A 13,068-nucleotide genomic window follows, 5' to 3' on the forward strand; every position below is an offset into this window, starting at 1 on the left:
CGGTGACGGTAGTCTGGCAAGGACGATCCATGCAGATTGCCGCGTACCCCGTGTCCGGGCCCGATGCCGAAGAAGCGCGGCGCAAGGACTACAGTCTCGTCGGGACTGACACGCCGCTGGCTATCGAGCGTGGCCTGGCGGAAGCCGACTGGTACACGTCGCCCGTGCCCAGGACCGTCATGCGCGAGCTGCTCGAACGCAGCGACGGTCCGGCGCTGCGTGACACGCTCCTGTACTTCGCGTTGATCGCTGCGAGCGGGTACGCGACCTGGCGCCTGTGGGGTTCCTGGTGGGCGCTCGTGCCGATGATGGCCTACGGCGTTCTGTATGCGTCGGCGTCCGACGCGCGATGGCACGAGGCGGGACACGGTACCGCTTTCCGCACCGACTGGATGAACAACGCCCTGTACGAGCTGGCCTCGTTCATGGTGCTGCGTGAGTCGGTGCCGTGGCGGTGGAGTCACACGCGTCACCACAGCGACACGATCATCGTCGGCCGCGACCCCGAGATTGCGGTGCCGAGGCCTCCCGATCTGCGGGAGATGTTCCTCAAGTGCTTCAACTACCGCGCCTGGCGTCGTTACCTCGGCAACATCGCGATCCACTGCGCCGGCCGCGTGACGGCGATCGAGGCAACGTTCATCCCGCCGTCCGAATACGCCGCGGTGTACGTGCGGGCCCGCGTCTACGCCATCGTCCTGCTGGCGATGATCGCGTCGTGCGTGTACTACCGGACGTGGCTGCCGTTCGTCTTCGTGTTCGGCCCGAACGTGTACGGCGCGTGGCTGATGGCGGTCTACGGCTGGACGCAGCACACGGCGCTGGCGGAGAACGTCCTCGATCACCGGCTCAACTGCCGGACGATCCTGATGAACCCGGTGCACCGGTTCCTCTACTGGAACATGAACTACCACACCGAGCACCACATGTTCCCGCTCGTGCCGTACCACCAGCTGCCGCGGTTGCACGCGATCGTGAAGGACGATTGCCCGGCGCCGTATCGCAGCCTGACGGCAGCCTACCGCGAGATGATCCCGGCGATCCTGCGCCAGCGTCGCGACCCGGGCTGGTACATCCGGCGGACACTGCCGCCCACCGCACGTCCGGTCGGCACCAGGCCCACCGCGGCCGCGATCATGACCGATGGGCGCCTGATCGTTGACGGATGGGTCGACGTGTGCGCGGCAGACGAGCTCGCAACCGAGGACGTGATGCGTGTCGACCACGCGCATCACACGTACGCGATCCATCGCACCGCGCAGGGCGCCGTGCACGCCACTGACGGGATGTGCACGCACGGCAACACGCACCTGGCCGACGGACTGGTGCTCGGGACGGTCGTCGAGTGCCCGAAGCACAACGGCCGGTTCGATGTGATCACCGGCGAACCACGACGCCTGCCCGCCTGCGTCGCGCTCAGAACCCACCGCGTGCGCGAGGAAAGCGGCCGCATCCTGCTGGACGTGGCGCGCGTCTCCGCGCCTGGTGCGACCACGCCCGTGTACGACCTGCAGGTCGTCAGCAACCACAACGTCGCGACGTTCATCAAGGAACTCGTACTGGCTCCGCGCGAGACCGCAGGGTCGTCGGGCGACCGGGAATCGGGAGTCGGGAGTCGAGAGTCGGCGACCGGGCTCGGCACCCAGGATGATGCAGTCCCGACGGCCGACGGCCGAATGACGAAGGCCGGCAACGGCAATCGGTTGCCCTCGTACCTGCCCGGTCAGTACATGCAGTTGCACGTTCCGGCCTACGGCGCCCTGCGGTTCGAGGACATCGTCGTGGACGAGCCCTATGCGTCGGTGTGGCGAGCGCATCATCTCTTCGATCTCGGGGCGGGCAACGACCTCGAGATGAAGCGCAACTACTCGATTGCCACCAACCCGGCGTCGGCGGCGCGAGAACTGCGCTTCAATGTCCGGATCGCGACACCACCGGCCGGCCAGGACTGCGATGCCGGTGCAGGGTCGTCATGGGTCTGGCGGCTGAAGGCGGGCGACACCGTGCAGGCAAGCGGACCCTTCGGCAGCTTCCTGGTGCCCGACGGCGAGCACGAACTCGTCTACGTGGGCGGCGGCGCCGGCATGGCGCCGATCCGCTCGCACCTCTCGTATCTTTTCGACACCCTGCGCACCACGCGGCGCGTGACCTACTGGTACGGCGCGCGTTCGCGTCAGGAGGCGTTCTATCTGGATTATTTCCGCGAGCTCGAAGCGCAGTTCCCCAACTTCCACTTTCACCTCGCGCTCTCAGCGCCGCTGCAGGGCGACGCCTGGGATGGGCCAACCGGTTTGATCCACGACGTGCTTCGCCGCGAACATCTCGCACGCCACGCGGCGCCAGACGCGGCCGCCTACTTCGTCTGCGGTCCCCCGGTCATGGTGCAGGCCACGCGCGAGATGCTTCGGCACGAGTTCGGCGTCGCTGCCGACGCGATCATCGCGGACGAGTTCTGAGCACCAGCGCCGTTCGCGGATGCCCCCCAGCTTCAGGGCGTCATGGAGGGCTCTGGATCGGGCGCAGTCAGTCAGTCCTCTGCGTGCCGGCGGCTTGCCTCCGCCACGACGCGGCATCGCTGCCGTGCTCCAGGGGTCAACGTTTCTGTTGACCAAGTCAACGGTTTTGTTCACCGTCGCAGAGTGACGGCGGCCGAACTTCTTCGATGGCTGCGGAAGCAGGGCTGCGTCATTGACAAGACTCGCGGCAAGGGAGGGCACGTGATGGTGATGCGCGCGCCTCATAGTGGAGCCGACGAATGGAGTGGACGGACCTGACATATCCGATCGAACTGCGCCCGGATGACAACGGTACAAGGCGCTGCAGCACCCACCGTCTCTCGAAGCTCTGGCCGACATGGCCGTGGGCGGAGACTCCTCTAGATTTGTCCTTCGCGCATCGACTCTTCGGGCGTCTGCGGACGCGCGAATGGCCGGTGACATCGCGACCAACTGACGTCAGATCGTCATCGGTTCAAGCCTGGGTAGCAGCAGGTGGATCGCGAGCAGCGCGAGCGAGTACGTGCACGCCGCGATCGCGAACGGGACGACGAAGTTGTCGTGCGTCGCATACAGCACGCGTGCGACGAGTTGGGCGAAGAACATGCCGGCAATCGAGCCCGCCATGCCGCCGATCCCGACCACGGAACTGACTGCCTGCCGGGGTACGGTGTCGCTCACGAGCGTGAACAGGTTGGCCGCGTAGCCGCAATGCGCGGCCGCGGCGAGCGTGACGATGGCCACGGCCCACCACACGTGTGTCACGGGCACGAGCGGCGTGATGAACACCGGCAGGATGCACGCCGAGCAGGCGAGCAGGGCCGTCTTGCGCGCCGCATTGACCGTCCATCCCGCGCGCAGCAGTTTCGACGACAGCCACCCGCCCCCGACACCGCCGGCGCTCGCCACCGTGAAGATCACCACCAGGGGCAGGCTGCTCTGCGTCAGCCCGAGCCCGAACTGCTTGTTGAGGAAGTCGGGCACCCAGAAGATGTAGAACCACCACACCGGCGACGACGCCATCATGCCGATCATGAAGGCCCACGTCTGCGGCTTGCCCAGGAGCGCGGCCCACGGCAGGTGCGGATGCGGCGGTTCCGGCGGATCCTTGCGGATGTAGGCGAGTTCCTCGGCGTTCACGAGTGGATGCTGGTCCGGCGCCCGGTAGAGCCAGAGCCAGACCGCCAGCCACACGAAGCCGATGGCTCCGGTCGCGACGAAGGCGCCCTGCCACCCCCAGCGGCCCGCCAGCCACGGCACCACGACGGGGCAGGTGATCGCGCCGACGTTGCTGCCGGCATTGAACATGCCGGTGGCGAAGGCGCGCTGCTCCCTGGGAAACCACTCGCTGACGCCCTTGACCGCGGCAGGCAACGTCCCGCCCTCGGCCAGGCCGAGGGCGGCTCGCGCGACGCTGAAGCCGAGCACCGTGCTCATCGCGCCGTGCGCCATTGCCGCGAGGCTCCACAGCGCCACGGCCACCGAGAAACCGAGGCGGATGCCGAACCGATCCAGCAGGCGGCCCGAGACGGCATAACCGATGGCGTAGGCGGCCTGGAATGCGGTGACCATCCAGCCGTAGTCCCGCTGGTCCCAGCCGAGCGCCTGATCGAGGACCGGCTTCAGGACGCCGATGACGGCACGGTCGACGTAGTTGATCGTGACGGCGAAGAAGAGGAGCGCGACGACCGTCCAGCGGACGTGGCTCACCGAGAGCCGAGCTCGCGGACCTTCAGGTTGCGGAACCACACCACCGTGTCGTGGTCCTGCAGCAGGATCGGCGTGCGGATCTTGTCGGCGAACCCCTTGACGTCCTTGAACTTGCTCGTGGCGATGCCGCGCGCGGCCTCAACGCTCGTCATGTCGTAGGCGAGCACGAGCGTGCCGTTCAGCCAGTGCTCCACGGTGGTGCCGCGGACGACGAGCCGGGACGAGTTCCACTCGCCGACAGGGCGGGCGGCCGTCTTCGCGGGCGGAATCACGTCGTACCACGCGCCGGTCTTCTGCCGCTCGGTCAGCGACATCACCGTGTAGTTGTCGTCGTCGATCGTCTGGTACTCGTGACCGATCGCGCCGCCGGCGTTGCCGCGCGTTTCGTCGACGAAGTACTTGACGCCGCTGTTGCCCTGGAAGGAGAGCCGCCAGTCCCAGGCGAACTCGAAGTCGCCGTAGGCGGTGGTCGTGATGATGTCGCCGCCCTTCCTGCCGAGGCCCTTGATCGTGCCCGCCTCGACCACCCAGCCCTCGGTGGGGAAGGACTGCTTGGCGAAGCCCTTCCACCCCGTGGTGGTCTTGCCGTCGAACAGCAGCTTCCAGCCGTCGGCCTTCTCTTTGGCCGTCAGGACGTTCTGCGCCGTCGCACCGGCGGCGCCTTCGTCGAGTTGCGCGGCGATGCGGCGCCACGTCGCGATGTTGGCCGCGAGGTTCTGGCGCGGATCGCCCGGCACGTTGTACGCCTGCAGGCCGATCGGTCCCGTGTAGCCGGCCGCCCGCAGCTTGCGCAGGTACGCGACGAGATCGAAGTCGCCCTGGTCGAGCCGCGTGATGTAGTTCTTCGCAGCGACGTCGACGCCATTGATGCTGACGCGGGTCGCCTTGGCGGCCACGGCCTCGACCGCGGCGTCGACCTTGTCGCCGACGCCGCTCATGTACTCGTGACACAGGTTGATGGTGGCGCCGAGATTCGAGCGATGCGCCTTGGCGACCACGCGTGCCGAGTCCAGCGCGTGCTCCACGTAGAAGCCGGCATGGCCGTAGAGCGCAACCTGCACGCCGTGCGGCTTTGCGAGGTCAGCCACCCGCTGCACCACCGCCACCGCCCTGGCCTCGTCGTCCGCACTGGCGCTCTTCGGCTTCTGCACGGTGATCCAGATCGTGGTGGGCGTGCCCTTCAGCATCGCCACGGCCTCCGGCAAGCGAGGGTCGAAGGCCTCCGCACGATCAATGTACGTGTACAGGTACAGGCCGTAGATCTTCAGGTCGACGGCGGCGAACGCCTTCTGCCAGCGCGCGAGGTCCTCGGGCGTCGTGTAGTTGTAGCTGATGCCGTCGTAGCCGAGTTCCTTGAGCGTCTGCGCCTGCTGCTCGGGTGTCCAGGAGCCGCGCCCGACGCCGTTGTCGAACACGAAGAATTCGGGCCTGGGCGCCGAAGCGTCGGCGAAGGCGGCCCGCCCCGCAAACGCTGGGGCGCTCGAGAGGAGCAGCACGAGGGCGAGCAGGGCGGTCATCGTGCGTCGAGCAAGCTCGACACCTACACCCCAGAGGATCGAGCGTCGAGCAAGATCGACGGCGACACGCCGGAATACGACCGCGCCGATGAGGCTTTGCGTTGCAAACCGTGACTCCTCCGAGCATCCCGTCGAACGCCCGCCGAGCGTCGAGCAAGCTCGACGCCTACACCTCTCAGCGCCGATATCCGCGCCGACGTTCGGCGTTCGACGTTCGACGTTCGTCGCGCTGCCCTCAGGTCCCCGGTGCCCGAAACCCGGTGCCCGGCCGAAGGCGGCGTTCGGCGTTCGACGTTCAACGTTCGTCAAGTCCGTCCTCACTCCGTGCCCCACTTACCGCGACCCGCCGGCCCCTCGAGGTGGGTGTTGGCCTCGGCATCGGTGGGGAAGCGTTCGGTGGCGGGATCCCACGCGAGCTTCGCGCCCTGGCGCTTCACGCCGATGTGGGCGAGATGGCAGAGAGAGATGGTGCGCTGTCCGACTTCGGCGTCCTCCATGGTCGGCCGTCGTGTCCGCACCGCTTCGATGAAGTCGACGCGCTCGCTGCGGAGCGGGAAGCGGACACCATCAGCGGGGATGGTCGCGGCCAGGATCCCGGCGGCACTCGCCTCGAGGAACTCGGGGTGGGCGGCTGACTTCGAGTAGTGCACCTGCAGCCAGCCCTTGTCGCCCTCGAACCGGATCTGCGGCTGGTCCATCGTGTAGAACATCTCGACGCCGTTGGCGAAACGGTAGCGTGCCTCGAAGGTCTCCAGCACGTCCCACACCGGGTCGGCGTGATATCGGCCGGTTGCCTGGACCTCGATCGGGCCCGTCCGCTCGGTGCCGTTGGCCCATTGGCAGATGTCGACCAGGTGGGCGCCCCAGTTGGTGAGCATGCCATCGGCGTACATCGTGCTGCGGAACCAGCCCGGGCGGCCTTTCAGGTCGCGCGGGTTGTGCACCCGTTTCTGCATGTAGGGCACCTTCGGCGCCGGACCAAGCCACATTTCATAGTCCAGTTCCGCCGGCACGGGCGCCTCGACGGCGGCTTCCTCGGGGAACTCCTCCTTCGGCGACGAGACGCGGATGGTCTTCAGCGTGCCAAGGTAACCGTTTCGTACCAACTCCACGGCCCGATGGAACCGTTCGAGCGAGCGGAACTCGCTGTCCACCCTGAACACGCGGCCGTGCTGCTTGACGGCGTTCGCGAGCCGCCGGCCATCGGCGATATGGCGGGTGATCGGCTTCTCCAGTGAGACGTCCTTGCCCGCGCGCAGCGCCATCATCGCCATCGGCACGTGCCAGTGGTCAGGCGTGGAGATCATCACGGCGTCGACGTCCTTGCGCGCGAGCACCTCGCGAAAGTCACGATGCGTGTCGCATCCCGTGTATCGGCCCGACGACGCCTGTTTCGCGTAGGTGGACTCCACGAGCGCCTTGGCCTGGCCCACGCGCCAGCTGTCCACGTCGCAGACGGCGACCACCTGTACCCCCGGCACCGCCATGAACTCGGGCAGGTTCATGCCCTGCGCCTGCCGTCCGGTGCCGATGAAGGCGAGGTTGACGCGACCAGACGGTGCCTGGGCGCCGAAGACACGCGCCGGGAGAATCGTCGGGGCGGCCGCGCCGGCGGCGATCAGCCCGGCGGACTGGAGAAACGTGCGGCGATGCATTGTGCGGTTAGCGTAGCCGGAACGGCCGGTCGCGCAATCCCCTTGAACATGCCGCAGAAATTGGTGAATGTTGCGGCTATGCCTGGCGCCGAGCGGCGACACCTCTACCTCCCGGCCCGCGACCGCTCGTTCTGGACGGCCGAGGGCGAGCAACTGCCGCTGCTGTACCTGGCGTGGGGTGCCCGCGATTTTCACCGGCAGCCCATTCCCGTGAGCCGTCACGAAGGCTGGGTGTGCGTCCTGATCGAGGAGGGGGCGCCAACGATGGTGGTGCGGCGACAGGCGGTGCGCATGCCGGCCGGTACGCTGGCGTTGGTCGGGCCCGATTGCCCCTTCGGCTGGAAGGGCGCCACCTCCGGTGCGTCGAAGTTCCGCATGTGGATGTGGCGCGACTTCACCGGCACGATGGGTCCGGCCGACCTGCGGGCGTCGATCGTCTCGCGTCCGCTCGCGCGGCACGAGCGCCAGCCCTTCCTGCACCTCCACGATCTCTGTCGACGCGAGGTGCTCCGTGCAGCCGGGCCGGCCGGCACGTACCTCGAAGGCTGCCGCATCCTCTTCGACACCACCATCCAGCGGGAACTCCTCGATCGCCCGGCAGGCGGCGAAGACGGCTCCGACACCGTCGCCCTCGCCCGCTCGTGGATGCGTGCCCACCTGGACAGCCACGAGCCGATCGCACGGCTCTGTGACTACCTGAACGTCTCGCAGTCCACACTGTACCGGGTGTTTGCCGCCGCCGAGGGCATGAGTCCCCTGTCGTGGTTCCACGAGGCGCGCATGGCCAGGGCCCACGAACTGCTCGTGTCGAGTGCCTTGTCGGTCAAGGAGGTGGCACACGTGCTCGGGTACGAACACGGCAACGACCTCAGTCGGGCATTCAGGAGACGCTTCGGCGAGACGCCGACGACGAGGCGCGCGCGTCAATCGTGATCGCGGCGGCAGGGGGATCAGGCGCAGGCCGCGTCAGTGCCTTCGATGAGCCGCGCGAGCGCGGCCGGATCGGCCGGCTTGGTGAGGTGGTGCGAAAAGCCCGCGGCGCGCGTGCGGGCGCGGCCCACGACGTCGCCGTAGCCGGTCACGGCGATCAACAGGCACTGTGACGGCAGGCCCTGCGCGAGCAACCGCCGCGCGACTTCGTAGCCGTCGAGCTCGGGCAGGCCGATGTCGCAGATGATCGCGTGCGGGCGATGCCGCTGCACGGCGTCGAGCCCCGAACGGCCGTCGCGGGCCACCGTCACGTCGTGGCCGATGCGCTGCAGGTACACGGCAAGGGCTTCGGCGGCATCGGCGTTGTCCTCGATGATCACCACCCGGCGACCTTCGACCTCGTGCGGCACCTCCGCCGGCGTCACGGCCGCCTCGATCGTCTCGGCATGCAACGGCAGGTCGATCCGCGCTTCGGTGCCCCGGCCTTCTCCCTCGCTCGCAATCGACGCGGCGCCACCATGGAGTTCGGCAAGCGAGCGCACCACCGTCAGCCCGATGCCGAGCCCGCCCTGGCCGCGATCGATCGGGCGATCCGATTGCGCGAAGAGGTCGAACACTCGCGGCAACTGGCTGGCGGCGATCCCCTGGCCGGTGTCGCGGACGCCGACGCGCACGTGGCCGCCGGTGCGCTCGGCCCGCACATCGATCCGCCCGCCCGCCTGCGTGAAGCGGATGGCGTTGGTCAGGAGGTTGCCCACCATCTGATCGAGGCGCACGGGGTCGGCCATCACCACGAGCGGCGTCTGTGGCACATCGCGCGCCAGCGTCAGCCCCGTCTCTCGCGCGGCGGCAGACGCCGCTTCGCATGCCTGGTGGACGACGTCGCGCACGTCGACCGGCCGCAGCTTGAGCGTCACCACGCCGCGCGTGAGGCGCGACACGTCGAGCAGGTCGTCCACCAGCCGCGTGACGTTGGTGAGTTGACGCTCCATCAGGTGGTGCATGCGCTCGGCCATCGCGGCACTGGGCGACAGCCGTAGCACCTGCAGGCCGGTCCGCAGCGGCGCCAGCGGGTTGCGCAACTCGTGCGCCAGCATCGCGAGGAATTCGTCCTTGCGTCGCGCCGCCTCGTCGCGCTGCCAGAGGAGGTCGCGCACCTGATACTGCCGTGCCCTCGCCCGCAGCGCCGCCTGGACGGTCGACGTGAGGGTCGGAAGCACCAGCGGTCTCGGCAGCAGCGAGACGTTGCCGAGCGCCTGTAGCGGGTGCGGGGCGCTCAGGTCCTCGCCGTCGGCCCCGACCACGATGATCGGCAGGTCCGACCATGCCGGCTGCGCCGTGAGGAAGCCCTCGAGGCTGCTGTAGATGTCGCCCGTCAGCAGTTCCCCGGCCACGAGCAGCGTACCGGTGCCGCCGTGCAGCGCAAACAGCACGTCGCTCCACGCACGTGTCAGCAGGCACGAGAAGCCGCGGTCCCGCAGGACGTCGCAGGTCAGGCGGCCATCGCGGCCCGGCGCCCACACGACCACCCGGGCGTCGTTCATCGCGCATCCCTCGAGAGGTCGGCCTGTATACCGGTAAATCGTGGGTTACCGGTCAGCACGCCCTCGAAGTCGGCCAGCGGCGGACCGATGTGCAGGCCCGAATCGTTGACGCCGAGTTCCCGCACCAGCACCTCATGATTGCCGGTTCGCTTCTTGACGACCGAGATGGCCCGGCGCACCGCACCGAACGCCTCGAAGTAGCGCAGCAGCAACACCGTGTCGGCCAGGTAGCTGATGTCGAGCGGGGAGCTGAGCTGGGATCCGAGAATCCCGTGCTGCGCCAGCGTCAGGATCGTCACCACGTTGCGGTGACCCAGGTACGTGAGCAGTTCGTGCAGGTGCGACGACAGGAACCGCTCCTCCGGCATCGCGCTCAGGAAGCCGCTCAGGCTGTCGATGACGACCACCGACGCGCCGTCGTCCGAGACGGCCCGCACCACCATGTGCGTGAACTGGCCGGCCGAGAACTCCGCCGCGTCCACCTGCCGGAGTTGCACGTGGCCGGACTCGGCCAGGTCGCGCAAGTCCAGTCCGAGCCGTGCGCTGCGGTCGAGGAACGAGCGAGCGGTCTCGTCGAAGATGAAGAGCGCAACGGTCTCGCCCTGTCGCGCCGCGGCGACCGCGTACTGGGTCGCGATGATGCTCTTGCCGACGCCGGCCGGTCCCATGAGCAAGGTGCTCGACCCGCGCCGCAGGCCGCCGCCGATGAGCGCGTCGAGTTCCGGTACGTCGCTCGACAACGTCGTCTCCGGCATCGGCTCGACGTGGTCGGCCGCCACCAGTCGCGGATAGACCTCGAGTCCGCCGGTGCGGATCGCGAAGTCGTGGTAGCCGTCGCGGAACGGGATGCCGCGCATCTTGTGCACGCGCAGGCGGCGGCGCTGGCTGCCGTAGTCGGCCGTGTCCTGTTGCAGCGTGATGTAGCCGTGCGCGAGGGCCTCGGCCTGCAGATCGCCCTCGCCCGTGCGCGTGCCTTCCTGCATCAGGATCGCCGTGCAGTCGTAACTGGCGAAGAGTTCGCGCAACGAGAGCACCTGCCGGCGATAGCGCAGCACGTCGCGCGACAGGTGACGGATGTCCGAGAACGGATCGAAGACGACCCGTGTCGGTTGCACGTGTTCCACGGCGGCCACGACGGCATTGCGGATGTCGTCGAGCTCGACGTCGCCCGGGGAGAAGAAGGAGTACTGCTGTTGCGGATCGAGCTCGCGCGCAGGCGAGGCCGGATTGGCGACCGCGATGCCGCTCAGCGACCAGCCATGCGACCCGGCGATCAGTTCGAGTTCGCGCTCGGCTTCCGACAGGCTGATCCACAGCGTGCGTTCGCCGCGGCGATGTCCCTCGAGCAGGAACTGCATGCCGAGCGTCGTCTTTCCGGCGCCCGATTCGCCCTCCACCAGGTACATGTGGCCCTGCGGCAGGCCACCACCCAGGACCTCGTCGAGGCCGGGAACGCCCGTCGACACCCGCTCGCCGAAGCGGGCTTCACCCGCGCCATTCGTCACTGACACTCGATGCCCCCACGCGAGCTCGGCCATGTGCGTGATCGCACGCCAGTCTCGATCCTTATCGGTCGAGAGAACCAGAATCATGCGAAGGGCGGATCGAAGTAAACCAATAGTTGGCTGGTACGGACGGTGACACGCGAACGGCCGAGCGATGTCGCTCGGCCGTGTGTCAAATCGATTCAGGGCCGCCGTGCGGCCCCGATGAAATCACTGCAATCGAAGCAGATGATCAGGACGTGCGCGGTGCCCACCCGGGTTCGTATTCACGCGCCCACAGCTTCATCGCGTCGGCATCGCCGACGATCCGTCCCGTCGCCGGGTCGCAGGTCAGGGCGTGTCCGGTCTTCCACGCGATGTTACCGAGGTGGGCCATCATCGTGCTGACGTGACCGCCGGCGATCGGCGTGAAGAGTGTGGCCTTGCCGCGGATCCCGTCGAGAAAGTTGGCCGTGTGCAGTGAGTCCAGCCGCACCGAGGGGCCGACCTGACTGGTGACTGCGCCAGGGTCGGTCTTCACGTCCTCGACGACCGTGCCCTTGAGGTCATAGACCGTGTAGCCATCGCCATCGATCATCAGCGAGCCCTGTTCGCCGTGGAACGTGACACCGACGCCGTTGCCCTGTGGCTTGTAGCCGTTGGCGCTCATCGACTCCCAGCTCACCATCTTGCGGTCCGGGTATTCGAGCGTGACGACCTGCGTGTCGGGAAACTCCCAGTCGTCGCTGAAGTGATACCGGCCACCCGCCGACGTGACGCGTGTGGGATGTTCCACCTGCAGGCCCCATCGTGCGAGGTCGAACATGTGGGTGCCGTTGTTGGCCGATTCGCCGGTGCCCCAGTGCCAGCGCCAATGCCACTCGTAGTGCACCAGGTTGTCGACGAACGGCCGTCGCGGAGCGGGACCCTGCCACATATCGAAGTCGAGCCACTCGGGTACCGGTGCCGGCTTGCCGGCGCCGATCGTCGGCCGTGAGTTGGCGTACCACGTGCGCGCGTTGTAGACCCGCCCGATACGCCCGCCGTGCACGAGGCCGATGGCCTTCTGCACGTTCGGCCACGACCGTCGCTGGTTACCCATCTGGACGACCTTGCCGGTGCGCTTCTGAGTCTCGACCAGCAATTCACCTTCGGCGGCATTGTGGCTGCACGGTTTCTCGACGTACACGTGCTTGCCCGCCTGCATCGCCATGATCGCTGCCGGCGCGTGCCAGTGATCCGGCGCGGCGACGACGAGGGCGTCCACGTCGGGGGATTCGAGCACCTTGCGGATATCCGGAATGGCGCGCGGCGTGCCTCCACCCAGGGCCGACACGGCGGCGATGGCCCTGGCGGCAGCGCGGCTGTCCACGTCGCAGATCACCGTGATGGCGGCACCGGGCGTATTCAGGAACGCACGCGCCAACTGCCCGCCCCGGCTGTTGACGCCCATCAGCGCGACGCGCACCCGGTCGGCGGCCGCTCCGGGTTGCACGCGGATGGCAGGGGCTGCCGAGGCGACCGCTGGTATGACGAAACCCGCGCCGAGTCCAGCGGAGGCCGACTTCAGGAACGAACGACGATCGAGGAAATGGGGCATGGCGGGTACAACGATAACGCTTAACGCTTGACGCCTAACGCCGAACTTTGACGTCAGGAACGAAGGCCGAAGGCCGATGACCGCGAGCTGGCCGTACTGGCCGAAGGCCGAACACCGAACGGTATACGGTGCC

The 13,068-nt window shown here is 67.9% G+C and carries 8 protein-coding genes; 2 read left to right on the forward strand and 6 right to left on the reverse strand.

All coding sequences use genetic code 11. The features are described 5' to 3' along the window. The first annotated feature begins 29 nt into the window (after window positions 1-29). Window positions 30-2,456, forward strand: a complete 2,427-nt coding sequence (locus LuPra_RS32800) for a fatty acid desaturase (protein WP_110170573.1) — start codon at window positions 30-32, stop codon at window positions 2,454-2,456. 498 nt (window positions 2,457-2,954) lie between these two features. On the opposite strand, the gene LuPra_RS09780 is transcribed toward LuPra_RS32800, so the two are convergent. The 3 genes from LuPra_RS09780 to LuPra_RS09790 all read right to left on the reverse strand — a co-directional run bounded on the left by LuPra_RS09780 (window position 2,955) and on the right by LuPra_RS09790 (window position 7,377). After that, window positions 2,955-4,205, reverse strand: a complete 1,251-nt coding sequence (locus tag LuPra_RS09780; RefSeq protein ID WP_234800807.1) for an MFS transporter — start codon at window positions 4,203-4,205, stop codon at window positions 2,955-2,957. Next, a complete protein-coding gene (locus LuPra_RS09785) occupies window positions 4,202-5,722 on the reverse strand; it encodes a 3-keto-alpha-glucoside-1,2-lyase-like domain-containing protein (protein ID WP_110170575.1) in 1,521 nt (506 codons plus the stop codon). Before LuPra_RS09785 ends, LuPra_RS09780 begins: the two co-directional genes overlap by 4 nt. A gap of 317 nt (window positions 5,723-6,039) precedes the next feature. Next, window positions 6,040-7,377 (reverse strand): Gfo/Idh/MocA family protein, encoded by a 1,338-nt coding sequence (locus tag LuPra_RS09790; protein WP_110170576.1) that lies wholly within the window; start codon window positions 7,375-7,377, stop codon window positions 6,040-6,042. A 78-nt stretch (window positions 7,378-7,455) separates the two neighbouring features. On the opposite strand from LuPra_RS09790, the gene LuPra_RS09795 reads away from it, so the two are divergent. After that, window positions 7,456-8,310: an AraC family transcriptional regulator gene (locus LuPra_RS09795; protein ID WP_157898956.1), complete on the forward strand. Its 855-nt coding sequence runs from the start codon at window positions 7,456-7,458 to the stop codon at window positions 8,308-8,310. A gap of 17 nt (window positions 8,311-8,327) precedes the next feature. Here LuPra_RS09795 and LuPra_RS09800 read toward each other — a convergent pair whose 3' ends face one another. The 3 genes from LuPra_RS09800 to LuPra_RS09810 all read right to left on the reverse strand — a co-directional run bounded on the left by LuPra_RS09800 (window position 8,328) and on the right by LuPra_RS09810 (window position 12,935). Further along, window positions 8,328-9,851: a hybrid sensor histidine kinase/response regulator gene (locus LuPra_RS09800; RefSeq protein ID WP_110170578.1), complete on the reverse strand. Its 1,524-nt coding sequence runs from the start codon at window positions 9,849-9,851 to the stop codon at window positions 8,328-8,330. Continuing rightward, the gene (locus LuPra_RS09805; protein WP_234800808.1) at window positions 9,848-11,443 is read right to left on the reverse strand and encodes an ATPase domain-containing protein; all 1,596 of its coding nucleotides are present in this window, start codon (window positions 11,441-11,443) and stop codon (window positions 9,848-9,850) included. Before LuPra_RS09805 ends, LuPra_RS09800 begins: the two co-directional genes overlap by 4 nt. A gap of 145 nt (window positions 11,444-11,588) precedes the next feature. After that, entirely contained in the window at window positions 11,589-12,935 is a 1,347-nt protein-coding gene (locus LuPra_RS09810) for a Gfo/Idh/MocA family protein (protein WP_110170579.1), read from the reverse strand. Between the last annotated feature and the right edge of the window lie 133 nt (window positions 12,936-13,068).

This window comes from Luteitalea pratensis (assembly GCF_001618865.1).
Lineage (GTDB): Bacteria > Acidobacteriota > Vicinamibacteria > Vicinamibacterales > Vicinamibacteraceae > Luteitalea > Luteitalea pratensis.

Coding starts and splice junctions, on each gene's coding strand:
- LuPra_RS09810 (WP_110170579.1), bottom strand. CDS start 12,935: ATGCCCCATTTCCTCGATCGTCGTTCGTTCCTGAAGTCGGCCTCCGCT.
- LuPra_RS09795 (WP_157898956.1), top strand. CDS start 7,456: ATGCCTGGCGCCGAGCGGCGACACCTCTACCTCCCGGCCCGCGACCGC.
- LuPra_RS32800 (WP_110170573.1), top strand. CDS start 30: ATGCAGATTGCCGCGTACCCCGTGTCCGGGCCCGATGCCGAAGAAGCG.
- LuPra_RS09805 (WP_234800808.1), bottom strand. CDS start 11,443: ATGATTCTGGTTCTCTCGACCGATAAGGATCGAGACTGGCGTGCGATC.
- LuPra_RS09800 (WP_110170578.1), bottom strand. CDS start 9,851: ATGAACGACGCCCGGGTGGTCGTGTGGGCGCCGGGCCGCGATGGCCGC.
- LuPra_RS09790 (WP_110170576.1), bottom strand. CDS start 7,377: ATGCATCGCCGCACGTTTCTCCAGTCCGCCGGGCTGATCGCCGCCGGC.
- LuPra_RS09785 (WP_110170575.1), bottom strand. CDS start 5,722: ATGACCGCCCTGCTCGCCCTCGTGCTGCTCCTCTCGAGCGCCCCAGCG.